Raw genomic sequence first — 25,204 nt, 5'->3', positions numbered from 1 at the left:
TCGAGTCAGCTCGCTCCCCCCTTTTCCGTCGGCAAGGATCGGTCGTGGGCCGCAGAGCGGTATTCGGTAGGCCGGAGTCCCGTCTGCTTGCGGAAGAAACGACCGAAATAGGCCTCGTCCTGAAAGCCCAGTTCACTGGCGATCTGCTTCACGCTGAGCGTCGAATAGCCGAGCAGCCGCTTGGCCTCATGGATCGAGCGTGCATCGATTGCCTCGATTGCCGAGACCCCGAAGGTCGCACGGCAGATGCGGGAGAGCTGGCCGGTGCTCACGCCCATCTCGTCGGCATAGCTGGCGACCGGCCGCCGCTCACGGCAATGGCGGTCGAGCAGGGCGCGAAACCGCTCGATCCGCGCGGCCATTGTCCGCTGCTCGGAACTGGCCGAAAGCCGGGCGCTCTCGCTGAGGCGCCCGATCTTGACGAACAGGGCGATCGTCAGTGCTGCGCCTGCGGTGAACTGCCAGCGCTCGTGGCTCTCCGCCTCGTGCCCGATCGACTGAAATAGGGTGTCCAAAGGTGTGCCGCGCTCGACGTCGGGATCGATCGACAGCACTGTCGGCGTGCGGATGAATTCCAGCAGTTCGGGCGCGGCCGTCATCGCCAGCGATTCCAGCGCAGACTGCGCGGCGGTGATGACGTGACCGTCGATGTCGCTCCGGAAGTGAAAGCCGTGGACCGAGCGCGCTGGCACGACGATCAGGCATGGCGCAACGACCGCCCAGGTCTTGCCGTCGATGAAGGTCTCGCCGCCCCCGGCGGTGACGTAGAGCACCTGGATCAGCGCATCGTGGACGTGCGGCTTGATGTCGAAGTCGAAACGGCCGGCACGCAGGGGAATGCGTTCGTAATGCACCATGTCGACCCAGGGTTGGTCGGCTTCCGCGCCATAGAGCGCGAAATGCAGAACGGTCCGGCGGCGCGGTTGGTCATGGGCCATGATGCACGTTATGTCCTGCTATATGTGATCTCTGTCCATTGTTCCATAGGCGCTTGCGGCGTTCAATGGCGATACGAATTTCATGAAGCGTAGTCGCATGCAAAACTTTAGGAGGATTAACTACATGGGACAGGAACTTGAAAATCGCGCAGCTGCCTCGACCCCATACTGGCTGAACTTGGAGGGAAAGGTCTGCGTGGTCACGGGTGCGGGCAGTGGCATTGGTGCCGGCATCGCGCGCGCCTTCGCCGATGTCGGAGCGCATGTGGCGCTCGTGGATCGGAATCTTGCCGGTGCTGAAGCTGTCGCCGCCGAACTTCGGAAGGCCGGTGCGGTGACGCAGGCGATCGGCTGCGACGTGTCGGACGAAGCCTCGGTTGCCGCAGCTGCTGGCGCGGTTCGCGCAGCGCTCGGGCCGGCCAGCGTGCTCGTCAACAATGCAGGGCTCCTGCGCGCCGGACCTCTCGAGACGGTCTCGATCGAGGACTGGAACCAGGCCATCGCCGTGAACCTGACCGGCTATCTTCTGTGTGCTCGAGCTTTCGGGCGCGACATGCTGGCGGCGGGCAAGGGCAGTATCGTCCACGTTGCCTCGATTGCGGCGCTCAGTCCGCAGACCAATAGCGGTTCCTATAGCCCGAGCAAGGCGGGTGTGCTGCTCCTCTCGCGGCAGTTGGCGGCGGAGTGGGGCCCACGCGGGGTGCGCAGCAACTGCGTGCTGCCCGGCATGATCCGCACCGCGCTGTCCGCAAAGTTCTACGAGGAGCCCGGCTTCGAGGCTCGCCGCGCCGCCGCCACCGCGAGCCGCCGCATCGGCGAGCCGGAGGACCTCGCCGGCCCGGCCCTGTTCCTCGCCTCTGACCTGGCTGCCTACGTCAATGGCGCGGAGGTACTTGTCGACGGCGGGCTCGATTGCATGCTGATGGACATGGTCCCGCGCCCCGGTTTCAACGCCACCCCGGCCGCGTGAGCTCCATCACACCATAACGACGAGGAGAGTAGATATGGCCAAGGAGATCACTTGCGATCTGGTCGTGGTCGGATCGGGTGCTGCGGGCCTCGCCACCGCGATCACTGCACGCAAGCGCGGCCTCGATGTCATCGTGCTCGAAAAGGAGCCCGTGTTCGGTGGTACCACCGCGCTGTCGGGCGGGGTCCTGTGGATTCCGCTGAGCAAATATGGCCGACAGCAGAACCCGGCTGACACCGTCGAGCGCGTGCGCGAATACATGATGAGCGAGACGGGTAACAACTACGATGCCGCCGCGGTCCAATGCTTTATCGAGAACGGGCCGAGAATGGTCGAGTTCTTCGAGCGAGAGACGGATATGAAGTTCGTGCCCACGCTCTATCCGGACTATCACCCTGATGCGTCCGGCGGCGTCGACATCGGCCGCTCGATCCTCGCCGCGCCCTATGACATTCGCGGGCTGGGCAAGGACATGCGTCGCCTCAAGCCGCCGCTCGAGACGATCACCTTCATGGGAATGATGTTCAATTCCTCGAACGCGGACCTCAAGCACTTCTTCCGCGCGACCAAGTCGATTGTTTCGTTCCTTTACGTGGCCCGGCGTCTCGCTACGCACATCAAGGAGCTGGGGCTTTACCGGCGGGGGATCAACGTAACGAGCGGCAACGCGCTCGCCGCGAGGCTCGCGAAGTCGGCGCTGGCGATCGACATTCCGATCCTCACTTCGACGCCCGTGAAGGAACTGCTGAGCGAGGACGGCAAGGTGGTCGGTGTGCGCGCGGCCGCTGCGGACGGTGACCTTCGGATCGCCGCCCGGCACGGCGTCGTGCTGGCTTGCGGCGGCTTCCCGCACGATCTCAAGCGCATCGCGCAGGTCTATCCGCATGTGAAGCGTGGGGGTGAGCATCTCTCGCCGACGCCCGTCGGCAATACGGGCGACGGGCTGACCATGGCCGAGAAGGTGGGCGGTGCCGTGGCGCTCGGCTTCGCCGACGCGTCGGCCTGGATGCCTGTCTCAAAGGTGCCCTTTGGCAAGGGCCGCACAGGCGTTTTCCCGCATCTGCTCGACCGCTATAAGCCCGGCGTGATCGGCGTGCTGCGGAGCGGTCAGCGCTTCACCAATGAATCGAACTCCTACCACGATGTTGGCGCGGCGCTGATCCGCGCTTGCGAGGGTGAGCGGGAGACGGCGATGTGGCTGATCTGCGACAAGGTGGCGCTGGGCAAGTATGGACTGGGCTATGCCAAGCCCGCGCCGATGCCGGTGGGGCCGTTGCTACGCAAAGGCTATCTCATCAAGGGCGAGACGATCCGCGAACTGGCGCGCAATTGCGGGATTGTTCCTGACGCGCTTGAGATGACGGTCTATGCCTACAATCTCGATGCCGAGCGCGGAGAAGACCCGATGTTCGATCGCGGTCGCACATCGTTCAACCGTTATCTCGCTGATCCTGACAACAAGCCCAATCCATGCGTTGCGCCGATCTCGACCGGCCCCTTCTACGCAGTGAAGGTGGTGATGGGCGATCTGGGCACGTTCGACGGGCTCAGGACTAGCGTCACCGGCGAGGTGCTGCGCGCCGACGGCAGCCAGATTGAGGGCCTTTACGCGGTCGGCAATGATCGGCGCAGCGTGATGGGCGGCAACTATCCGGGCGCCGGTATCACCCATGGGCCCAATATGACTTTCGGCTATGTCACCGGTAACGCCATCGCCACCATGACGTGCAAAGAGAAGGTGTGTGCATGAGCACCCACCCCATGTTTCTGGCAAAGCCCCTCGTGGATTTCCGGGTCTACACGATCGCGCTGCGCAAGATGCCCGACTTTCTCGAGGTGTTTGACAGTCTCGCCATGCCAATCCTGCTCGAGACGCTTGGACATCCGCTTGGCTTTTGGACAAGTCTGGTCGGGCCGCAGAACCAGTTCACTCACCTGTGGGGGTATGACGATCTGGCAGACTACGAACGACGGTGCCTTGCACGCGATACGCATCCGGATTTCCCGGCCTATCTCAAGGCATCGGGCCATCTGATCACAGCACAGGAGACACGGCTCATTCGTGCCGCCGCGCTAGCTAGTGTCGCAGAGTAAGCCGATGCTCGAGAGTATTGCTGTTAGTCGACAGCCGAGCGTCGGATCGCGCCGGTCTTTAATAGCCGCAGAGATTGGAACGATAGAGCGTCGGAGGCGGTGAGCAGGCGAACAAGCATTGCGGGTCCGTGTCGGCGAGGGTGAACGATCGACGATCTGGGCAGCACAGTCGACCGTATCTTCTCGGCCGACTGCTGTGCGACGCGGTCGGCAGAAACCGAGCCGAAGCCGTCTATCAAACTGATCGATTCATTGTCGCAGATAGAGCGGCAAGTACGCATCCGACGGCAGCGAGAACTGCCATTCGCAGTCGCGACGGTGCGAATGGCAGAGGAGCAAACCTGAAGCTGCCCTACCAAAGGCGAGACGTGAACGTCAGCTGAGGCCGAACTTTGGTCAGACACCGCTCTGCTTTTCGGAGCGTGACGTATCTCATGGGTGCTAGCCGCGATAACCTCGCCTTGAACTAACCCGCTGACGCGGGAGGAGGTGGTCAGCCAGCGGCGTCGGCTTCGACATCGTTCATGGAATGGCTCCCCTCGAGTGGGACGATGGCAGTGCAGTTTGCTGCCTTGTCCCTTCTGAGTGGAGTCCGCCATGACACCCTTACGTCGACGCATGATCGTGGATATGCGCGTGCGCAACCTCGCCGCCAACACGCAGCGCGCCTACCTCCAGCAGGTGAGCGCCTTTGCCCAGCACTTCGGGTGTTCCCCTGAACTGCTGGGCCCAGAGGAGGTGCGCGACTGGCAAGTGCACCTGATTGAGGTCCTGCGGCGCTCACCCAGCACGCTGGTGGTGGCCACTGCGGCGCTGCGCTTTCTGTACAACGTCACGCTCAAACGCGACTGGTCAGTCGACGAGATCCCCATGTCGAGGACACCCCGCAAGCTGCCGGTGATCCTCAGTCAGGAGGAGGTCAACCAGTTCCTCGAAGCGATCCGCAGCGTCAAGCATCGTACCGTGCTGATGGCAGCCTACGCCGCGGGCCTGCGCATCTCGGAGGCCACCCGGCTGAAGGTCAGCGATATCGATAGCCAGCGCATGATGTTGCGCGTCGAACAGGGCAAGGGCCACGCCGACCGCTATGTGATGCTCTCGCCACGGCTGCTGGAGATCCTGCGCAATTACTGGTGCATTGGCCGGCCCCAGTACTGGCTGTTCCCGGGCCGCTTCGCGGATCAACCCGTGGGTGCCGACGTGATACGGCAAGCCTGCCAGGACGCGCGCCGCCGCGCCGGTATCAGCAAGCCCATCACGCCGCACTCCTTGCGCCATGCGTTCGCGACGCACCTGCTCGAATCCGGCACCGACGTGCGCACCATCCAGTTGCTGCTCGGTCATTGCAGCCTTGCCACCACCTCGCGCTATCTGAAGGTCGCAACCAGCACCGTCTGCGCGACGACCAGTCCGTTCGATCGCCTGCCTCACCGATCTGCCACTCCCATCTGCCCTGAGCCATCGCCCACCAACGACTGAGCGCGATGATGCGCGCCGCGCTGGAACTGGCGGACGTTCTGCGTCGACACGGCCCAACCTATCGGGAAGTGCATGCCGACTCGCTCAGCCGCGAACAGCGTCGCGTCATGAGCGCGATCGAGCAATGTCGTACCGCGGCGCTGGGTGGCCACGTCGAGCAGTGCGACACCTGTGGACATCAGCGCATTGCCTATAACTCCTGTGGTAACCGGCACTGTCCGAAGTGCCAGTCGCTCGCCCGCGCGCAATGGCTCGAGGACCGCCAAGCCGACCTGCTGCCCGTGCCGTACTTCCACGTGGTCTTCACCATCCCCGAGCAGATCGCGTCGATCGCCTTCCAGAACAAGCGGGTGGTCTACGACATTCTGTTCCAGGCCACGGCCGAAACGCTGCACACGATCGCGGCCGACCCACGCCATCTCGGTGCAACGATCGGTTTCATCGCGATCCTGCACACGTGGGGGCAGAATCTTGTGCATCATCCCCATCTGCACTGCGTCGTCCCGGGCGGTGGCCTCGCTGCCGACGGCAGCCGCTGGGTGGCCTGCAAACCTGGTTTCTTCCTGCCCGTGCGGGTGCTTTCGCGTCTGTTCCGGCGACTGTTCCTCGAGCGATTGCAGCATGCCTTCGACGTGGGCGAACTGCGGTTCTTCTCCTCGCTCGTGCACCTGGCGGAACGACGCGAGTTTGCTCGCTATCTTGCCGGTCCGCGGCACGCCGAATGGGTTGTCTACGCTAAGGAGCCGTTTGGCGGCCCGCAGCAGGTCCTCGACTATCTCGGCCGCTACACACACCGCGTCGCGATCTCCAACAACCGCCTCGTCGGCCAGACCGACGGGCGCGTCACGTTCCGCTGGAAGGACTATCGTCATCCGGGCAGGCCGCGCGTGATGCATCTGGACGCCCACGAATTCATCCGGCGCTTCCTGCTGCATGTGTTGCCGCGCGGGCTACAACGCATCCGTCACTACGGCTTGCTCAGCAATCGCCTGCGTGAGTCTCGGCTGACCGTATGCCGTGATCTGCTCAACGTCGAGCCAACCAGCGAAGCCTGCGACGCGCCCGAACTTGACTATCGCGACCGCTACGCGGAACTCACAGGCCGCTCGCTCTACGTCTGTCCAGTGTGTTCGCGCGGGCGCATGCTGTGCATCGACCACTTGTTGCCCTATGCGGCGCCGCGCGCGCCACCGGCGAGTCCCCGATGAATCCCGATCCGCTCGCTCGCAACACCGACCCCTCCGCCTCCCGCCGGCGCCCTGGGATACGCTCGGCCAGATGTCGCGCACCCTCGCCTGAGACACTCCGCGTCGTCTCGTCATCCCTTGCGTTGTGCAGGTATTCCTTTCCCAAAGCGGGCCGCGAGCTGTTCGTCCCGGGCGCTGCGAATACGGTCGTCGTGAACACCACATGCGTGCTTCGATTCAACGCACATAGCCCAACCGTCTGTGGAGCGGTTTAGCTCAAAGAATTGTTAGCCAAGCACAGACGGCCCGCACGTCGTGCCAATGCGGGCCAGTTGCGCCGTCTGTGCTTCGCTAACAATCCTCTGCCTTGGCTAGCGACAGAGCGTAAGGCTATCGTTCATACCCGAAGTAGCCGGCGAGGGCAGGTGTTCGGTGTGGATTCAATCGGCCGCCCACGTTGCATGCTGCCGCATTCGCTCCGATACAGCAGGCCTGATCGTCGGTGTCATTCGTTCCGCGTCCTCGGTTGTTCGGGCTGCGGGTCACGTCCGCGTTGCGCCGGCGCCCTCGTACACGCATCCGGGGGTGTCACATGGTTCACGTCGTTGCAGCAGCACGCATAAACCGGAAATCCGTAAGCATTTGTGCCGACGATGGTCGTTGGCCCGTGTAGCAGGCACACCGCCTCCATATGGCCTCCTGAAACTTGTGGTCAGCCGGCGCGACGCTTAAGTCGTTCCGGCTTTCAATGAGGCCGCCACGACCCAGGACTGCGCATTCAACCTCTCCGCGATCTCGGTGAGGTCATCAACTGAGACAGACTCGAACGTGACGCGCAATTCGTCGACGTTGCGCTTTACGTCACAACGAATCCCTCCCTGTTTCGCGTGCGCGGCGTGGGGACCTAGAGCCTGCCAAACCGGAACAATCCTGAGTTGGCCGGCAGCAGCTCGCACGGTCAGGGTCGACCGAATGTCGGCGTTGGGATGCGTGATTCGATTGGTCATTCTGTATTGGGCCTGCGGCCATCGACAGTTCAGTGTAGGCAGAGAGTGCCAGGGACTTCAATATGTCCCCTCCGCGTCTCGGCCCTGAATGACCTGAGCCGATATCACTGCTCAGACCCGTGGTCATTGCGCCGAACTTCTGATCGTTTCCGCAGTGGCGTAGCGGCCACTGCGGATCCCGTGAAATTCGCTTCTAGCACGCGTGGATGATTCGACCATTTCGCAGACGTCTGTGAGAAAAACTCACGCAATTTCAGTGTATACGCCGATTTGCGCCTGGTGTGGTGTGATGGTCTACTCATTACACCAGTTGGCCGAGAAAGATAATCCATCTACCGAGCTGGAGGAGGCGACATGAACGTTTCAGGGGCGGAGGCCGTCGAGCGATCGGCAATACGGAAGGTCTCATGGCGGCTGGTGCCGTTCGTGGCACTCATGTTTTTTATCAACTTTCTCGACCGCACCGCGATTTCGTTCGCTGGTCCGAACGGATTGAGCAAGGACCTAGGGCTGACCGCAGCGCAGTTCGGCCTTGCCGCCGGCGTGTTCTTCATCGGCTATATCTTCCTCGAGATTCCGAGCAATCTCGCCCTCCACAAATTCGGCGCGCGCCGGTGGCTCGCGCGGATCATGGTGACGTGGGGCATCGTCGCCTTGCTGTTCACGTGGGTCGGTAGCGTCGGAGGCCTCTACACCCTGCGGTTCTTGCTCGGCGTCGCTGAAGCAGGCTTCTTTCCGGGCGCGATTCTATTTCTGAGCATGTGGGTGCCGGCGAAGTACCGCAGTCATATCCTCGCGCTGTTCTATCTCGCCCAACCACTCACCATCGTGGTTGGCGCGCCGGTGGCGGCGCTTCTGATCGAAGCCCACGGTCTCTTCGGTCTTGCGGGCTGGCGGATCATGTTCTTCGGTGTCGCGATCCCGGCGATCCTCGTCGGCGTCGTCGCGTGGTTCTATCTCACCGATCGTCCGTCGCAGGCGAAATGGCTCACGGCGGCTGAACGCGCCTGGCTCTCGGCGAGGCTCGAAGAGGAAGACCGGGCGAAGGCCGCACTCGGTGTCTCGCACAGCGTGAATCCAGGCGCCGCGTTGATGAGCGCCCGCGTGTGGACCTTCGCGCTGATCTATTTCGGACTGGTCTATGGCTTGTACGCGCTGGCATTTTTCCTTCCGACGATCATCGGCGGATTCGAGACACGCTTCGGCACGCACTTCAACCTGCTCCAAAAAGGCTTGATCACCGCGATTCCCTATCTTCCGGCGGCGCTCGCGCTTTTCCTTTGGAGCCGTGATGCGACCCGCCGTGGCGTGCGTTCGTGGCACATCGCTGTCCCGTCGCTGATCGGCGCGGTCAGTGTGCCGCTTGCGCTGCAGATGAACTCGCCGGCGGCGAGCATCGCGGTCGTGACGGTCACCGCCTGCGCGATCTTCGCCGCCTTGCCGACTTTCTGGGCGTTGCCCGGCAGGTCCCTATCCGGAGCGGCCGCCGCGGCCGGCATTGCGCTGATCAACACCGTCGGCAATCTCGCCGGATTCGTCGCGCCCTACATCACGGGCATCACCAAGGATATGACCGGCTCGTATCAAGTGCCCATGCTGATTGTGGGAGCCATGATGTTCATGTCGGCCGTGCTCGCATTCGCGATCAGACGAGGGGCGGCGGAACGGTCGTCCGGCACCGTTGCGGCCTCAGGCTTGAGTGCCCACTAATCCACCGGGTCACCCCTCCCGGCACATTGTCCGTTTCGAAGGAGCGTTGGAAATGAAAGAGAAGATTGCGTTGTTTGGCGCAGGCGGAAAGATGGGCGTTCGCCTGTCGAGCAACCTGCTGAAGTCGGACTACCGGGTCTCGCATGTTGAGCCCGGAGCGGCGGGTCAAAAACGCCTGCAAGACGAACTGGGCATCGAGTGCGTGCCTGCAGACGCCGCGCTCGACGGCGCCGACGTGGTGATCCTCGCGGTGCCTGACACGCTCATCGGCAAGCTGAGTCACGAAATCGCGCCCAAGCTGCGCCCTGGAACGATGGTGATGACGCTCGATGCCGCGGCGCCCTTCGCGGGTCATCTGCCCGATCGCAAGGACCTCACGTACTTTGTCGCCCATCCCTGCCATCCGTTGATCTTCAACGACGAGTCGGATCCGAAAGCTCGGCGCGACTATTTTGGCGGTGCCTATGCGAAGCAGTCGATCGTGAGCGCGTTGATGCAAGGTCCGGAGGAGGCGTTCGATCTTGGCGAAGCCGTCGCCAAGGTGATCTATGCGCCGATCCTGCGCTCTTATCGCCTGAGCGTCGACCAGATGGCCATTCTCGAGCCGGGTCTCTCAGAGACGATTTGCGCCACGCTGCTCTACGTGATGCGCGAGGCCATGGACGAAACGGTCAAGCGCGGCGTGCCCGAACAGGCCGCACGGGACTTCCTGCTCGGCCACATGAACATTCTCGGCGCGGTGATCTTCAATGAAATTCCCGGTGCATTCTCGGACGCCTGCAACAAGGCAATCGAGTTCGGCAAGCCGCGTCTCATGCGGGACGACTGGAAGCATGTGTTCGATCGCGAGGAGATTGCCGAAAGCATCCGCCGCATCACGTAAGCCGCACCGGAGTTCAGGAAATGAGTGATCGCAATCAGGCTGCGTGGCCGGCGGGTCTGCTGCTCGCCTACTATGGCGACGACTTCACAGGTTCCACCGACGCAATGGAAGCGATGACCGCGGCCGGCGTGCCGACACTCTTGTGCCTGGACACGCCGACACCGGAATTGCTCGCCCGTTTTCCGGAGGTCCGTTGCGTGGGGTTGGCCGGTTCGTCGCGCGGACGCACGCCGCAGTGGATGGACGACGAGTTGCCCCGCGCGTTCGCCAGCCTCGCCGCGCTCGGTGCGCCAATCCTCCACTACAAGGTGTGCTCGACGTTCGACTCGTCGCCCGAGATCGGCTCGATCGGCCGGGCGATCGACATTGGCGTGAGACACATGCCCGGCAAATGGTCGCCGATGATCGTGGGTGCGCCGCGCCTGAAGCGCTACCAGGCGTTCGGCAACCTGTTCGCGGCAGTCGACGGCGAAGGCTACCGGGTCGACCGCCATCCGACGATGTCCCGTCATCCCGTGACACCGATGGACGAGGCGGACTTGCGCGTGCATCTGCGCCGGCAGACCGAGCGGCGGATCGAATTGATCGACCTGGTTCAGGTCCGCTCGCCCGATGCGGGCGCGAAGGTTCGTGAACTCATGCGCGGCGATCCGCCGGTCGTGATGATCGACGTGCTCGACGACGAGACGCTTGCCGCGGCCGGTCGGCTCGTCTGGGAGGAGCGGGGCGAGGGGGTGTTCACGGCGTCGTCGTCGGGCCTGCAGTATGCGTTGGCGGCGTACTGGCGAGCGAACGGGCTGGTGCCGCAGACACCGTCTCTGCCGATTGCCAAGCCGGTCGAGGCGATCGCGGCCGTCAGCGGCAGCTGTTCGCCCGTGACGGCCAGCCAGATTCGATGGGCGCGTGAAAATGGCTTCTGCGTCGAGCGTCTCGATCTGTGCCGCGCGCTCGACGAGCGATCGCGCAGCGCGGAGGTGGAACGCGCGGTGAACGTGGCGGCGCAAGCCCTGGCGCACGGCCAGAGCGCGCTCGTCTTCAGCGCGGAGGGCCCGGACGATCCCGACGTGGTCGGCTTCGATGCTATCGCCAGCCGAGCCCGCATGACCCGTTTCGACGCGGCCCGGCGTATCGGTGAAGCGCTGGCCGAGGTCATGCGGCGTCTGCTGGACCGCGTGCCGTTGTCGCGCGTCGTGGTCGCGGGCGGCGACAGCTCGGGCGAGGTTGCTAGCGCGCTCGGCATCTCCGCGCTCAGCGTCGCCGCGGGCATGGCGCCTGGATCGCCCCTTTGCCGCGCCTGGTCGAACGACCCCGCCCGCGACGGACTGGAGATCGCGCTGAAGGGCGGGCAGATAGGCGGCGTTTCGTTCTTCGGTTCGGTGCGCGAAGGTCGGCTTCTGACGTAGCGCGAAGGGTTCTTCCGGGCTGCCGGCCGCGGTTACCCGCGGGCGGGAGATAATGTCGGCAAATCTGGATTTCACTCTCGCGGACAATATCGATGGCTGAGATTATTCAGCGGCGCAAGCTGTATCAGGAAGTGCTCGACCGTCTGATGGACCGTATCCGGTCCGGCGAAATCGCGCCCGGCGACCAGCTTCCTTCTGAACGGGAGCTGATGGAAGTCTACGGGGTGGGGCGACCGGCCATCCGCGAGGCGCTTCAGACCTTGGAGCGCTCGGGCATCGTGGAGATCGCGCACGGCGAACGCGCGCGAGTAGTCGTGCCCACTGCGCAAAGCCTGATCGCTCAGATTGCAACCGGCGCGATGCATTTGCTGCGGACTCAGCCGGACATGCTCGAACACCTGAAATCGGCGAGGCTTTTCCTCGAAACCGGGATCGCGCGCATGGCGGCGGAACAGGCGACCGACGAGGATATCGCCCGCCTGCAGATGAGGGTGGTGCAGCAGCGCGCATCGATGGTCGATCTCGAACAATTCCTCGAGCGCGACATGGCGTTTCATCGTGAGATCGCGTACATCAGCGGCAACCCCATCTATCCGTCGATTGTCGAATCGATCTTCAGGTGGGCGGGCGAATACTACCGGCCCATGGTGCGTGCACCGGGGGCCGAAGAGCTGACGCTCGCGGAGCATCAGCGCATCGTCGATGCCATTGCGGCACGCGACGGCGACGCGGCCGCGCAAGCGATGCACGCGCATCTGAGCCGCGCTAACGCGCTCTACGGCAAGCTCATTCACACGTGAGCGGAAGGCGGCCGGGCGTGGCTGGCGGCACGCCGGCGGGCGCCGCTTACTTGGCTCGCGCCGCCGCGCGCAGCAGGGGCGCTTGCGCTTCGTCTGCGGAGCGCAGGAACTGCGTCATTTCCTTCAAGCTTTCGTTCATTTCGCCGATCAGCCATTTCTCGAGGTTGGTGACGTCCGCATGCGCGCGCAGATGAGGCGCGACCCACAGCACGAGCCGCCGCGGGCCGGGCACGAAACCGAACGGCGCGCACAGCTTGCCCGACAGCAGATCGTTCATCACGAGCATTTGAGGCACGAGCGCGACCCCGAGGCCGCACACCGCGGCCTGAATCAACAGATAGAAATGGTCGTAGACGCCGTCGCCGGCTCCGGCAAGCGGCTCGATCCCTGTCGCGCCGAACCAGTCCGACCAGGCTTCGGGGCGGGTTCTCGTCGAAAGCAGCTTGGCGCGGGCGAGCTCGCGCGGTGACGCGAGACCGATCGATTGCGCGTACGCCGGCGAGCAGACCGGCCCGATCCACTCCTCGATCAGATTGCGCGTGATCGCATCCTTCGGCGGCTCGATCGTGCTCGCGCGGATCGCGACGCTGATCTTGTCGCGCACGAAGTCGATCTGGTCGTAGTTCATGTTGAACTTCAGTTCCCCCTGCGGATAGCGCTCGTGAAAGCCGGCGATCCGGGGAATCAGCCAGTACATCATGATCGACGCCGAGCACGAAAGCGTGAGGGGCTCCGGCTTCAGCTGCTCGATGCTCGCGTCGATGAGGTTGAACGCTGTCGACAGCCCGTCGGCGAGCCTCGCCCCCTCGGGCGTCGGGTTGGACGACTGCGCGGAGCGCACCAGCAGCGTCAGCCCGAGCGTTTCCTCGAGCGACTTCACCTGCCTGCTGATGGCGCCGTGCGTGACGCACAGCTCCTCGGCGGCAAGGGTCATGCTGCGCAAACGCGCGACCGCCTCGAAAGCGCGCAGGGCGTTCAAAGAAGGGCGCGGTGTATGCATAGTGTTGCCTCCTTCGCTTCAAGCGTGCGGCCGCTCCCGCCGCTTGCATGGAACCGCTCGGCTACGAGAGCCGAGCCTTCGCCTCTCTTGTGACATTTTCTCACGGCTCACTGAGAACAAATCGATTGTAGGCCCTTTCCCGGCTGACTACAGTTTGAGCCATACCAGAACAAAAAATCACAACCCATCGCTCGGACCGCGGCACTGCGGGTGAGCAGAAAATGTCAGGAGACAGACATGAAGCTGAAGACCCTCGCCGCCGCACTCGGCGCGCTTTCGCTGGCACAGGCCGCGTTCGCCTCGGCGGACAAGCCGGTCATCGCGCTCGCCAATGCCTACTACGGCAATACCTGGCGCCATCAGATGGTCGACTCGTTCGACGCTGCCGCCAAGCAGGCGAAGGCGGATGGAAAGATCGCCGACTACATCGTCGTCAACGGCGACGGCTCGGTCGCGCAGCAGAACAGCCAGATCGCCGAGCTGATCCTCAAGAAAGTGGACGCAATCGCCGTCGATGCGGCGTCCGAAACGGCGGTGAACGGCATCATCCAGAAAGCCTGTCAGGCCGGTATCAAGGTGGTGTCGTTCGACTCGGTCGCGAGCGCGCCCTGCAACTACCAACTCAACTTCGACTTCACCGGCTACAAGAAGCAGGAAGCCGAGTGGGTCATGAAGAAGATCGGCGGCAAGGGCAACGTCATCCAGGTGCGCGGCGTGAAGGGATCGGCGCCCGACAACGACATGTACAACGCCCAGATGGAGGTGCTCAAGCAGTATCCGAACGTGAAGGTTGTGGCGACGGTATACGGGCAGGCGACCGCGTCGGTCGCCCAGTCCGCGGTCGCCAACGTGCTGCCGAGCCTGCCTCACGTCGACGCGGTGCTTGGCCAGGGCGGCAGCGACGACTACGGGATCGCGCAGGCATTCGAGCAGTACGGTGGCCAGTATCACGACAAGATGCCGGTGATCGAAGGCGGCGGCAGCACTGACTTCATCAAGTGGTGGGCCGCGCAGAACCAGAAGGGCGGCTACACGACTATCTCGATGAACACGACGCCGGGCATCGGCGCGACCGCGTTCTACCTGAGCCTGTCGCTCGTCAAGGGCGCACAGCCTCCGAAGAAGATGATCATGCCCGTCGCCACTGTGACGCAGGACAACCTCAAGGACTACGTCAACAGTCCCTCGGGCATGATCGTCAGTCCCACCTACACGCAAGCCTGGGTCGACAAGAATCTGTTGGCGGGCAAGTAGTGTGGAGGCGCAAATGAACCGCGACAACACTGCGCACTTGCAGAACCGCGCACAACTGGTCATCCGTGCCCGCAATCTGACGAAGATATACGGGCCGACCCGCGCGAACGACGACATCTCGATCGCGGTTGCATGTGGCGACGTGATCGGACTCGTTGGCGGCAACGGTGCGGGCAAGAGCACGCTGATGCGCATGCTGTGCGGCGTGACGTCGCCCGACGCGGGAACGATCGATTTCGGCGATCAAGCCGGGCAGCCGGAGGATTACGACGCGAACGCGGCGCAGCAGCGGGGCATCCGCATCGTCCATCAGGAGCTTTCGCTTTGCTCGAACTTGTCGGTCGCGGAGAACTTCTTCCTGGAGGCGCCGCAAGGCGCGAAGGCGCGCCCCGGGTGGCGCCAGGCCTATCGCCAACGCGCGCACGCGGCACTCGATGCCGTGTTCCCCAACCACGGCATCGATGTCAATGCCGAAGCGGGGCACTTGCCGATTGGCGAGCGTCAGATGGTGGAGATCGCCCGGACGGTCGCCGCGCCTGGCGTGCGACTCGTCATTCTCGACGAGCCGACCTCGTCGCTCGGTCTGGAGCGCAGCCGCCAGTTGCGCGCCTTTATTCACGCGAAGGCGGCCGAGGGTCTCGCCTTCATCTTCATCAGTCACAAGCTGCACGAGATCGTTGACGTGGCGACACGTGTCGTGCTGCTTCGCAACGGGCGCCTCGAGTGGGAGGGGCTGGCGGCGGATGCGTCCGTGCCGGTGCTGGTGCGGCTCATGGGCGGCGAGACCGCGGTGCTGCGGGAAGCGGCGGCCGATCATCAGGGCGCGACGGGCGCCGTCTGCCTGCGCCTCTGTGGTGGCGCGGCGGGCGGCGAGGAGCCGATCGCATTGCGGGCCGGGCAAATCGTCGGCCTCGCCGGACTCGAAGGCAGCGGCCAGAAAGCGCTATTGCATCAGATCTTCAAGCCCTCGAAGCGCGACGCCACGAAAGTCGAGCGGTGCGGCGCGGTCAGCTTCGTGTCCGGTGACCGGCAGCGCGAAGGCGTGTTTCCGTTGTGGTCGGTACTGTCGAACATTTCGCTCGGGAAGATTGCTACCGGCTCACCGTTTCGCACCGTCACGAACTCTGCTGAGCGGGCCGTTGCAGCAACCTCGGCCGAACGGCTCAGGCTGGATGCGAACCGCCTTGCGTCGGGCATCCTCGACCTGAGCGGCGGCAATCAGCAGAAGGCACTGATGGCGCGAGCGCTCGTCTCCGAGGCGCCGATCATTCTGCTCGACGACCCGACGCGCGGCGTCGACGTTGCCGCGAAGCGCGACTTCTACAAGCTCGTGGCCGAAGTCGCCCGCTCTGGACGTCTCGTGCTCTGGCATTCCACCGAAGACCTCGAGTTCCTCGAATGCGATCGCGTGTTCGTCTTTGCCGGCGGTCGCGTCGTGCGCGAACTGACGGGCGGCGAGATCAGCGAGCAGGCGATCGTGGACGCTTCGTTCGAGCAGCCCGCTGCCGCATCTGCCGCTTCCCCCGCGGCCGAGGCGGGCACGGGCAAGGGGGGGCAGCGCGTGGTCCAGATGGCGCCGTTTGCAAGCCTTGTGCTCGTCTTCGCCGCGATGATGATCGCCAATCCCAGCGCCGGGTCCGTGTTCGGACTCGATCTGCTGCTGGGCCCGGCGCTGCCGCTCGTGCTCGTCGCGCTCGGGCAGATGTTCGTCATCGGCGGCAGCGAGATCGACCTCGGCGCGGGCGCCTTTGCTGGCCTAGCCAACGTGTTGAGCGCGACGCTGCTCTTCGATCAGCCCGCGCTGGGCGTGTTCAGCCTCGTCTGCGCGATGGCGTGTTACAGCGCGCTGGGCTGGCTGATCCAGGCGCGTCGCATACCGGCCATCGTGATCACGCTGGGGGCGTCCTTCATCTGGATGGGCATCGGTCACACGCTGCAGCCGACCCCGGGCGGGTCGAGTCCCGCATGGCTGTCGGCGTTGTTCGGCTGGTCGGTGCCCGGCGTGCCGACGTCGCTCGCGCTGATCGTGTTGGCAGGTCTGGTCGCATGGATGCTCGACCGCTGCCCGCTCGGCGTGAGCCTGCGCGCGTTCGGCAACAATCCGGCGGCGATGGTCCGCGCTGGCTGGTCGGCGCCGCGCTATGCGGCGCTGCGCTACGTCCTCGCGGCGTCGTTCATCGTTGTCGCGGGGCTCGCGCTCACTGCGATCAACACCGCGAGCGACGTCAACTCGGGCTCGAGCTACACGCTGCTTGGCGTGGCGGGCGTCGTGATAGGCGGGTGCAGCCTGATGGGCGGACGCATCTCGCCCGCCGGCGTGGTCGCCGGCTCGGTCGCACTCTCGCTGATCGGCGCACTGCTCGGCACGCTCAACGTCAGTTCCGATTTCAATGCGGCCGTGCAGGGCGTCCTGCTCGTCGTCATTCTGGCGCTGCGCGCGCTCGTCACCAGAAAGGGGAATGACGAATGAAACACTCAGCCTCCGTCAGATTTACCGAATGGTCGGCGCGCAATCGCTGGGTGTGGGCCGCGGCTGCCGTCGTCCTGCTATGGCTCGCGCTGTCGCTCGTGACGAGTCGCTTCAGCCTGAGTTCGCTGTCCGGCGTGGCCGTGTCCAGCTCGTTCCTCGCGCTGTGTGCCCTCGGGCAGATGATCGTCGTCACCACGGGGCGCGGCAACATCGATCTCTCGATCGCAAGCGTGATGACATTGAGCGCCTATCTCGCGTTGATCGTGATGGGCGGCAGCGACGGCCGGCTCGTCGCGGGACTGGCCGCGACGCTCGCACTCGGGCTCGCGGTCGGCCTGGTGAACGCGCTGCTCGTCGTGCTGTGCCGCATTCCCGCGATCATCGCGACGCTCGCGACCGGCTACATTCTCGCCACTGCGACGTTGCTCGCAAACCGCGCCATTCCGGGTTTCAAGGTCGCGCCGGCGATTCACTTCATCGCGACCGGACGCATCGGCGCGATGCCCGTGATCGTCGTCGTCGCATTGGCTGTCACGGTGATCTTTTCGCTGCTGCTGGGCTATACGGCTTACGGACGTATGCTGTCCGCTGCCGGGCAGAACGTACGTGCGGCAAGGCTCGCCGGTGTGCGGGCGTCGTGGGTGACGTCGAGCGCGTTCGTGACGAGTTCGGTGCTCGCCGCGTTCGCGGGCCTTTTGCTCGGCGGTTACGTCGGCGGCGCCTTTCTCGAGATGGGACAGCCGTACCTGTTGCAATCGCTCGGCGCGGTTGTGCTTGGCGGCACGCTGATATTCGGCGGCGCGGCGACCCCGCTGGGCACGCTGTTCGGCAGCATGTTGCTCGTGCTCGTCGTGACGACGATGCAAATCGCGGGTTTGCCGCCTGGTGTCCAGGACGTGGTGCAAGGGCTCGTGATCATCACGGTGCTCGCGATGGCGGGAGGCGGCGCCGTGCGTCGGGCGTCGCGGGGCGCCCGGCCAGCACCGCCGACCGGCGATGCCGGGCGACGCGCGGCCTGAGCACGGGAACGCGAGGGGCGAGCCATGGCAGACGGTGACTTCGAGGAATTGGACGAGCGTTTTCGGTCTTGCGTTCGCCGCAGCGAGCAGGTCCGGACGCTCTACCGCGGTTGCCGCTGGGCCGAAGGGCCGGTGTATGTGCCGGCCGGCCGCTACCTGCTGTGGAGCGACATCCCGAACAACCGCGTGATGCGTTGGGACGAGACGGACCACAGCGTGAGCGTGTTCCTGCAACCGGCCAATTTCGCAAACGGACAGACGCTGGACCGCCAAGGCCGCGCGGTGCGCTGCGAGCATGGCTCGCGATCGGTGACCCGCACGGAGCACGACGGCAGCGTGACGACGCTCGCATCGCACTATCGTGGCAAACGGCTGAATAGCCCCAACGACGTGGTCGTCAAGTCGGACGGCTCGATCTGGTTCACCGATCCGACCTATGGGATCGACACCGATTTCGAGGGCTTCGCGGCAACCCCCGAGATCGGCGCGTGCCATGTCTATCGCGTCGATGCGCGCACTGGCGAGTGCGAAGTCGTCGCCGACGACTTCGTGCGCCCGAACGGTTTGGCGTTCGCGCCCGACGAGCGTCGTCTTTACATCGTCGACAGCGGCGTGACGCATGTCAGAAACGGCCCGCGCCACATCCGGGTGTTCGACGTATCGGCCGATCGCGAGTTGAGCGGCGGCGCGGTGTTCGCGTCTTGTCAGTCCGGCATGTTCGACGGCATCCGTCTCGATCAATCGGGGCGCGTCTGGGCGGGGGCCGCGGACGGCGTGCACTGCTACGACCCCGACGGCACATTGCTCGGCAAGATCAAGACCGGCGAGCCGGTCGCGAACGTGGAGTTCGGCGGTCCGCAGCGCAATCATCTTTTTATCTGCGCGACGACGTCCTTGTATGCGATCAGGCTGCCGGTAAACGGTGCAAGAAAGATTTAGGCGAAATACGCCGTGGCGATCCGATCGACTCGAGGGATTGCCGGGCAGTACCACCACTTAAGGGAGTAACGCTGTGACTGAGCGAATTCATGCCAAATACTGGCTCGAGACCGGAACGGATCCCCGCGCGGCGGCGGACGCGATTGCCGGCGAGCAATCGAGCGGCACGTTCGTCGCCCTCCCTGGCGAGACCCGGGAGCTCAAGGAGCGCTCGGGCGCGCGGGTCGAACGGCTCGAGATCCTCGGGCAAACGTATAAGCCGAGCCTGCCAGGCGGAATGCGCTCGAACTTCTACACGCAATGCGAGCTGGAGCTGTCCTGGCCCATCGAGAACATGGGCCCGTCATTGCCGAACCTCATGTCGACGATCGCGGGCAATCTGTTCGAGCTGCGCCAGGTGTCGGGGCTGCGCCTGACGGGCTTGCGGTTGCCGCCGTCGTTCGCTGCCGCTTACCCGGGGCCCGCGTTCGGCATCGAGGGCACCCGCCGGATGGCGGGAGTCGAGCATGGCCCGATCATCGGCACCATCATCAAGCCAAGTGTCGGGTTGGCCCCGGAAGCGACGGCTGAGCACGTACGCGAACTCGTAGCCGGCGGCATCGATTTCATCAAGGATGACGAACTGCAGGGCGATGGTCCGCATTGCCCGTTTGATGAACGCGTGCGTGCGGTCATGCGAGTGGTCAACGAGCATGCGGAGCGCACCGGCAAGAAAGTGATGGTTGCGTTCAATCTGACTGGCGAGCTTGATCAGATGCGGCGCCGTCATGACCTGGTGCTCGAGGAGGGGGGCACGTGCGTGATGGCGGTGCTGAATTCCGTCGGGCTCGTGGGCTTGCATGAGCTGCGGCGTCATTCGCAACTGCCGATCCATGCGCACCGGGCGGGCTGGGGCTATCTGTCGCGCAGTCCGCATCTGGGGTGGGACTACGCGCCGTGGCAGCAGATCTGGCGGCTCCTCGGCGCCGATCATCTCCACGTGAACGGCCTCGCCAACAAGTTCAGCGAGTCCGACGAAAGCGTCATCGCAGCCGCGCGCGCTGTGCTGTCACCGGTCATGCCGGAGGCGCCGCTACCTGCGATGCCGGTGTTCAGCTCGGGACAGACCGGACTTCAGGCGGCGCCGACCTTTGCGGCGATCCGTTGCACAGACCTGATCCACACGGCAGGCGGCGGTATCTTCGGGCACCCGGGAGGGATCGCTGCGGGTGTCGACGCGATGCGGCAGGCCTGGATTGCGGCCATGGAGGGCGTGCCGCTCGAACGTCATGCGAAGCATCATCCTGCCTTGCAGGATGCTTTGCGATTCTGGAAGTGATCCTGTCGATATGAGCAGCATGTGCGACCGCGAAGGCAGAGGCGCCACTACAGTCAGAGAGCCGGAGGAGACCCTGGCTTGCTACGGTACGTTGCAGGCCGAGCCGGCTTGCGACACGTTCACGGTCGGCCCCTGGTCGATCGATGTCGTCGAGGGGGCGTTACGCAATATCCGCTTTGACGGCATCGAAGTCATCCGTGCCGTGTCTTTCCTGGTGCGTGACAGGGACTGGGGAACGTGCCGACCGGCAGCCAGCGATGTCACGGTAGTCGAATCGGCCGTTTCGCTTCACATTACCTATTCGGCCGAGTGCACGAACCCGGATGGCGGAGCGTTGTCGTACACGGTCGAGATTCGCTGTGACGCCCGTGGCGAGCTCGAGTGTCTGTCGAGATGCCGCGCGAGAACCGATTGTACGATCGCGCGTTGCGGCTTCTGCGTGTTGCATCCGATAGCGGATGTCGCCGGCGTGCCCGCGCGAATCACGCACACCGACGGCTCAATCGAATCGTCACGCTTTCCCGAATTGATCGATCCGCGGCAGCCATTCAAGGATATACGCGCCATCGAGCACGAACTGCAAAGCGGCCTGACAGTGCGTTGCACGTTGCTTGGCGACGTGTTCGAAATGGAAGATCAGCGGAACTGGTCCGATGCCTCGTACAAGACGTACTCGAGGCCGCTCGCGTTGCCATGGCCCTATGTCATGGCAGCCGGCTCCGCCCAAGAACAGGTCGTCAGGATCGAAGTCAAACGCCGTGTTCCGGAGCGCGGCGGGGCTTCTCGCGTGACCGGCAGGGACGTCGATGTTCACCTCGATCTCGCGATAACGGACGAAGTGATGCCGAGTCTTGGCATTGCCGTCGCGCCAGCCGAAGTCGAGTCCGCGCTGGCGAATCTCGACGCCCTCGCAGAGCTCGGTCCACAACGTCTGACATTGCACTTTGATCCGCTTGCCGGGCACGGCCGAAGCGAGCTCGCTCGTCTCGCCGAATTGCAGCTACGCTCCGGCATTCCGGCGATTCTGGAATATGTCCTGCCGGGCGTCTTGGAACCGCGATGTGAATTGACCACCCTGGCTGCCCTGATCGCCGACGTGGGCTTGAGCCTCTCAGGCATCTTCGTCACGCCCGCCGCTCATCGCCGTTCGGATCCGCCCGGCAGTGAGCCGGGACCGTGTCCTCCGCTGGACGAGGTGTATCGGGAAGCGCGGCGTGTCTTTCCCGACGTCCGGCTGGGGGGCGGCATGCTTAGTTACTTCACGGAGTTGAACAGGAAGCGACCGCCGTTCGACATGGTCGACTGGGTCAGCCATGCAACGTGCCCGATCGTTCACGCGGCGGACGACCGTAGCGTGATGCAGACACTCGAGGCCGTGCCGCACATCACCCGTTCTTGCCGGGCATTGATCGGTTCGAAGCCCTATGCGATAGGACCCGTCTCTATCGGGATGCGGCAGAACCCCTATGGGTCACGCACGATGTCCAACCCCAATCGTGAGCGGATACCGATGGCCGAGGAAGACCCCCGCGAACATGCCCGGTTCGGCGCGGCATGGCTGGCCGGTTATGCCGCGTCTCTGTCCGGTGCAAACATTGAATGCCTCACGCTCGGCGGGCTCACAGGTCCTCGCGGCATCATCAGTCATTCGGGGCAGCGTTATCCCGCATTCTATGTGGCTCGCCTGCTTGCAAGCATGGCCGGCACGCGTCGGGTTGTCTGCCGCTCGGGGGGCGCCGGCAGCATTGTGGGTTTCGGCGCTACGGACGAGCGAGGCGTCACTCGGGTTCTGGTCGCCAACCTCACTGGCAGGCTTCAGTCTGCGCGGATGGTCGGCGGGGCCCCGCTGAGTCTGACGCCGTTCTCTTGTTTTGAATGGGTGGTCAGCCCCACTACACCGCCACTTGCGCGTTAGCTTCGTTGTGGCCGCGGGCGATCGGTGAATGCGTCATCGTGAGGCCTACTTCGGCAATCGGGACAACCTGGTACTAGTGCGCTCGGGGCCATTGAGACTTTCGCGGTGTTCATTTGCAATGTATATTGTATCCAAAATTGCCGACGAGGAGTGCAATGTGGATACGGTGAGCCTCTCGCTGGACGAGGTCTATCAACTTTCGGTGCGCGTTCTGACTTCGAACGGCATGGCGGATGACCATGCCCGTGCGATCGCTCGGGTGATTACCGCGGGGCAGCGCGATGAATGTCATTCTCATGGCATCTATCGTCTGTTGGTGTGCGTCAGGTCGTTGCGAGACGGCAAGCTTGTCGGCGATGCCAAACCACAGATCAGCGAACTTTCGCCGGCAATCGTGCGGGTCGATGCGGGCTTTGGGTATTCGCAACTCGCGTTCGAGGTGGGTAGCAAGATCCTCGTCGAGAAGGCTCGCAAAATCGGAATCGCCGCGCTCGTGATCAATAACTGCTTCCACTTTTCTGCACTGTGGCCCGAGGTCGAAGCCATTGCAGAACAAGGCCTCGCCGCGCTCGCCATGACGCCGAGCCATAGTTGGGTGGCGCCGGCGGGCGGCACGAAACCGGTGTTCGGCACCAATCCGATCGCGTTCGCCTGGCCACGGCCAGGAAAGTTTCCGTTTGTCTTCGACTTTGCGACAAGCGCAATTGCCCGCGGCGACATCGAGTTACACCGGCGCGCCGGGAAGGACATTCCCCTAGGTTGGGCTGTCGACGAAGCAGGGCAGCCGACGACAAACCCGGCCGCGGCGTTGAAAGGGGCCATGCTGACTTTCGGCGGCCACAAGGGATCGGCGCTCTCTGCCATGGTGGAGTTGCTCGCGGGTCCGCTACTGGGCGACCTGACGAGCCTCGAGTCGCAAAAATTCGACGAGGGAGTCGGCGCAACGCCATGCCACGGCGAACTCGTCCTGGCGTTCAATCCGGAGACTTTTGCCGCCGGCAAGCAGGCAGACGGCGAGCGCTTCGCGGAAGCGATGTTCGATGCCATCGTAGGGCAGGGGGCACGTTTGCCGTCTCAACGACGCTTCGAGGCGAGAGTGCGCAGTGAGACGAAAGGCGTTCAGGTCTCGGCGCAACTCTACTCGGACGTCCAGGCACTGATACGCGGGTAGCGAAACTTCTGTCAGCTCTTCAAGCGCTGCCTTACGCGAGGCGGCGCGTGTCTTCTGTTCATTTTCCCTTCTTCGCCGCGCTCCGGCGACGCGCCGGGTTTTAAACGTGTTCCCCGAAAACCGCTCCGTACAAACCCGGCGTTGACTTTGGATTTTGGATCCAGGATATTGTGACCATTCAATCAAGCGGGAGTTGCCTTTCTGCAAGGCAACACCGCCTCTCAGGAGTCAGCCATGTCGCCTGTCGCCGCCCGACTCGAACGTCTTCCGTTCAGTCGATTCCATTTCAAACTGCTCATCATGGGCGGCGCGGGCTTCATGTTCGAGGCTATCGACGCTGCCATCATCGCGTTCATCCTTCCGGTCGTGCGCACCAAATGGCATCTGACCAGCTTTGAAACGGGCCTTCTGGGCAGCAGCACGTATGTTGGTTTCCTCGTCGGCGCGTTGTTTGCGGGATTGTTGGGCGATCGATTTGGCCGTCGGGTCGTGATGATGTGGGCGTTGACGTTTTTCTGCGTGTTGACGTTTGCCAATGCGTTCGTCAACGATTGGCATACGTTCGCCTTGTTGCGCGCGATCGCAGGCATAGGGATGGGGGCGGAGGGCGCCATCATTGCTCCGTTCCTCGTCGAGTTCGTCAGCAATCGGTATCGCGGAGCTTTTACAGGCGCGCTGGCCGGTTTCTTCTCGTTCGGTTTCGTGGCAGCCGCGCTGATCGGCTATTTCGTGATTCCGCTTAACCCGGAAGGTTGGCGCATCGCGCTAATCATCGTGTCGGTGCCGGTGATCGTTCTGCTTTGGTGGCGCCGGTCGCTGCACGAGTCGCCGCGCTGGCTCGAGACGCGCGGGCGGCACGCGGAAGCCGAGGCGGTGGTGGCCGACATTGAACGAGAAATCGCGCGTTCTGGCGTCACATTGTCCCCGGTGCAGGCTGTTGCCTCTGACACGCTTAGCTACGAGCACGCCGGCTCATTCTTGGGCAACCTGAAACTTCTCTGGAAGCGGCCGCTGGCCAGAACGACGCTGATGACGTGGTGCTTGTGGCTGTCGGTAACTTTCTGCTCGTACGCGTTCTTCGTCTGGATCCCGGGCTTGTTGGTTCAGCACGGCATGACGATTACCAAGAGCTTCTCGGTGTCGATTGCGATCTATCTTGCGCAGATCCCGGGTTACTACTCGTCGGCTTACTTCTGCGAAAAGCTCGGCCGAAAGGCGACGATCGTCACGTATATGGTGCTGGCCTGTGTGTCCGGCATCTGGCTGGCGTACGCGGGGAGCGATACGTCGATCGTGCTCGCGTCGATTGCGATGTCGTTCGCAATGAATGGCGTGAACGCAGGCGAGTATGCGTACACACCCGAAGTGTTTCCGACACATCTGCGCGCCACGGGTATGGGTACGGCTTCGGCGTTTGGCCGCATCGGCGCGATCTGTTCGCCCATGTTGGTCGGCTACATCTACCCGTTATGGGGTTTTGCCGGCGTTTTCGGCATGACGACAGCGATCTTGCTGTTCGGTGCGCTCGCGGTCATTTTCTTGGGTGTGTCGACCACCGGCAAAACGCTCGAGGAGATTACCGAGGCCGAATACGGCTCGACCGCAGCTGACGCATGTAGCGGTACATTGCAAACCGTCAAATAGGCT

General features: G+C 63.7%; 20 protein-coding genes. 17 read left to right on the top strand and 3 right to left on the bottom strand.

Going from position 1 to position 25,204, the window contains the following annotated elements:
• Positions 1–5: 5 nt before the first annotated feature.
• Positions 6–938 carry a helix-turn-helix domain-containing protein gene (locus tag FAZ95_RS14805; protein ID WP_137333149.1) on the bottom strand — a complete coding sequence of 311 codons (933 nt, stop codon included), beginning with the start codon at positions 936–938 and terminating at the stop codon, positions 6–8.
• Positions 939–1,062: 124 nt separating this feature from the next.
• Here FAZ95_RS14805 and FAZ95_RS14800 point away from each other — a divergent pair, with 124 nt between their 5' ends.
• The 5 genes from FAZ95_RS14800 (at position 1,063) to FAZ95_RS14780 (ending at position 6,689) form a co-directional block, all read left to right on the top strand.
• Positions 1,063–1,908: an SDR family NAD(P)-dependent oxidoreductase gene (locus FAZ95_RS14800; protein WP_137333148.1), complete on the top strand. Its 846-nt coding sequence runs from the start codon at positions 1,063–1,065 to the stop codon at positions 1,906–1,908.
• 34 nt (positions 1,909–1,942) lie between these two features.
• Positions 1,943–3,658, top strand: a complete 1,716-nt coding sequence (locus tag FAZ95_RS14795) for an FAD-dependent oxidoreductase (RefSeq protein ID WP_137333147.1) — start codon at positions 1,943–1,945, stop codon at positions 3,656–3,658.
• Positions 3,655–4,002 carry an NIPSNAP family protein gene (locus FAZ95_RS14790; protein WP_137333146.1) on the top strand — a complete coding sequence of 116 codons (348 nt, stop codon included), beginning with the start codon at positions 3,655–3,657 and terminating at the stop codon, positions 4,000–4,002. Before FAZ95_RS14795 ends, FAZ95_RS14790 begins: the two co-directional genes overlap by 4 nt.
• A gap of 597 nt (positions 4,003–4,599) precedes the next feature.
• Positions 4,600–5,481 (top strand): tyrosine-type recombinase/integrase, encoded by an 882-nt coding sequence (locus tag FAZ95_RS14785; RefSeq protein ID WP_137332475.1) that lies wholly within the window; start codon positions 4,600–4,602, stop codon positions 5,479–5,481.
• A 5-nt stretch (positions 5,482–5,486) separates the two neighbouring features.
• On the top strand, positions 5,487–6,689 hold the full coding sequence (locus FAZ95_RS14780; protein ID WP_137333145.1) for an IS91 family transposase: 1,203 nt from the start codon (positions 5,487–5,489) through the stop codon (positions 6,687–6,689).
• A gap of 707 nt (positions 6,690–7,396) precedes the next feature.
• Here FAZ95_RS14780 and FAZ95_RS14770 read toward each other — a convergent pair.
• Positions 7,397–7,675, bottom strand: coding sequence for a hypothetical protein (locus FAZ95_RS14770; RefSeq protein WP_137333143.1), 279 nt, complete (start codon positions 7,673–7,675; stop codon positions 7,397–7,399).
• A 354-nt stretch (positions 7,676–8,029) separates the two neighbouring features.
• Here FAZ95_RS14770 and FAZ95_RS14765 point away from each other — a divergent pair, with 354 nt between their 5' ends.
• From FAZ95_RS14765 to FAZ95_RS14750, 4 genes are all read left to right on the top strand, one after another.
• Entirely contained in the window at positions 8,030–9,385 is a 1,356-nt protein-coding gene (locus tag FAZ95_RS14765) for an MFS transporter (protein ID WP_137333142.1), read from the top strand.
• A 52-nt stretch (positions 9,386–9,437) separates the two neighbouring features.
• On the top strand, positions 9,438–10,268 hold the full coding sequence (locus tag FAZ95_RS14760) for a phosphogluconate dehydrogenase C-terminal domain-containing protein (protein WP_137333141.1): 831 nt from the start codon (positions 9,438–9,440) through the stop codon (positions 10,266–10,268).
• Between the two features lie 20 nt (positions 10,269–10,288).
• On the top strand, positions 10,289–11,671 hold the full coding sequence (gene oiaK, locus FAZ95_RS14755; RefSeq protein ID WP_137333140.1) for a 3-oxo-isoapionate kinase OiaK: 1,383 nt from the start codon (positions 10,289–10,291) through the stop codon (positions 11,669–11,671).
• A 92-nt stretch (positions 11,672–11,763) separates the two neighbouring features.
• Positions 11,764–12,471: a transcriptional regulator NanR gene (locus FAZ95_RS14750; RefSeq protein ID WP_137333139.1), complete on the top strand. Its 708-nt coding sequence runs from the start codon at positions 11,764–11,766 to the stop codon at positions 12,469–12,471.
• Between the two features lie 46 nt (positions 12,472–12,517).
• On the opposite strand, the gene FAZ95_RS14745 is transcribed toward FAZ95_RS14750, so the two are convergent.
• Positions 12,518–13,471 (bottom strand): LysR substrate-binding domain-containing protein, encoded by a 954-nt coding sequence (locus FAZ95_RS14745; protein ID WP_137333138.1) that lies wholly within the window; start codon positions 13,469–13,471, stop codon positions 12,518–12,520.
• Between the two features lie 237 nt (positions 13,472–13,708).
• Here FAZ95_RS14745 and FAZ95_RS14740 point away from each other — a divergent pair, with 237 nt between their 5' ends.
• From FAZ95_RS14740 to FAZ95_RS14705, 8 genes are all read left to right on the top strand, one after another.
• On the top strand, positions 13,709–14,725 hold the full coding sequence (locus FAZ95_RS14740; protein WP_137333137.1) for an ABC transporter substrate-binding protein: 1,017 nt from the start codon (positions 13,709–13,711) through the stop codon (positions 14,723–14,725).
• Between the two features lie 13 nt (positions 14,726–14,738).
• Entirely contained in the window at positions 14,739–17,195 is a 2,457-nt protein-coding gene (locus tag FAZ95_RS14735; RefSeq protein ID WP_137333136.1) for an ATP-binding cassette domain-containing protein, read from the top strand.
• Positions 17,192–18,214 (top strand): ABC transporter permease, encoded by a 1,023-nt coding sequence (locus FAZ95_RS14730; protein ID WP_137333135.1) that lies wholly within the window; start codon positions 17,192–17,194, stop codon positions 18,212–18,214. The genes FAZ95_RS14735 and FAZ95_RS14730 overlap by 4 nt, the downstream gene beginning before the upstream one ends.
• Positions 18,215–18,238: 24 nt before the next feature.
• A complete protein-coding gene (locus tag FAZ95_RS14725; RefSeq protein ID WP_137333134.1) occupies positions 18,239–19,153 on the top strand; it encodes an SMP-30/gluconolactonase/LRE family protein in 915 nt (304 codons plus the stop codon).
• A 73-nt stretch (positions 19,154–19,226) separates the two neighbouring features.
• The gene (locus FAZ95_RS14720; RefSeq protein ID WP_137333133.1) at positions 19,227–20,471 is read left to right on the top strand and encodes a ribulose-bisphosphate carboxylase large subunit family protein; all 1,245 of its coding nucleotides are present in this window, start codon (positions 19,227–19,229) and stop codon (positions 20,469–20,471) included.
• 19 nt (positions 20,472–20,490) lie between these two features.
• Positions 20,491–22,386: a D-apionate lactonase gene (gene apnL, locus FAZ95_RS14715; protein ID WP_137333132.1), complete on the top strand. Its 1,896-nt coding sequence runs from the start codon at positions 20,491–20,493 to the stop codon at positions 22,384–22,386.
• Between the two features lie 118 nt (positions 22,387–22,504).
• Positions 22,505–23,557: an Ldh family oxidoreductase gene (locus FAZ95_RS14710; RefSeq protein WP_137333131.1), complete on the top strand. Its 1,053-nt coding sequence runs from the start codon at positions 22,505–22,507 to the stop codon at positions 23,555–23,557.
• A 234-nt stretch (positions 23,558–23,791) separates the two neighbouring features.
• The gene (locus tag FAZ95_RS14705; RefSeq protein WP_137333130.1) at positions 23,792–25,201 is read left to right on the top strand and encodes an MFS transporter; all 1,410 of its coding nucleotides are present in this window, start codon (positions 23,792–23,794) and stop codon (positions 25,199–25,201) included.
• The last annotated feature ends 3 nt before the right edge of the window (positions 25,202–25,204 follow it).

The organism is Trinickia violacea (genome assembly GCF_005280735.1).
GTDB classification, from domain to species: Bacteria; Pseudomonadota; Gammaproteobacteria; order Burkholderiales; family Burkholderiaceae; genus Trinickia_A; species Trinickia_A violacea.
Note: the sequence above shows the minus strand (reverse complement) of the source record. Positions and strands in the feature narration are given on the sequence as shown.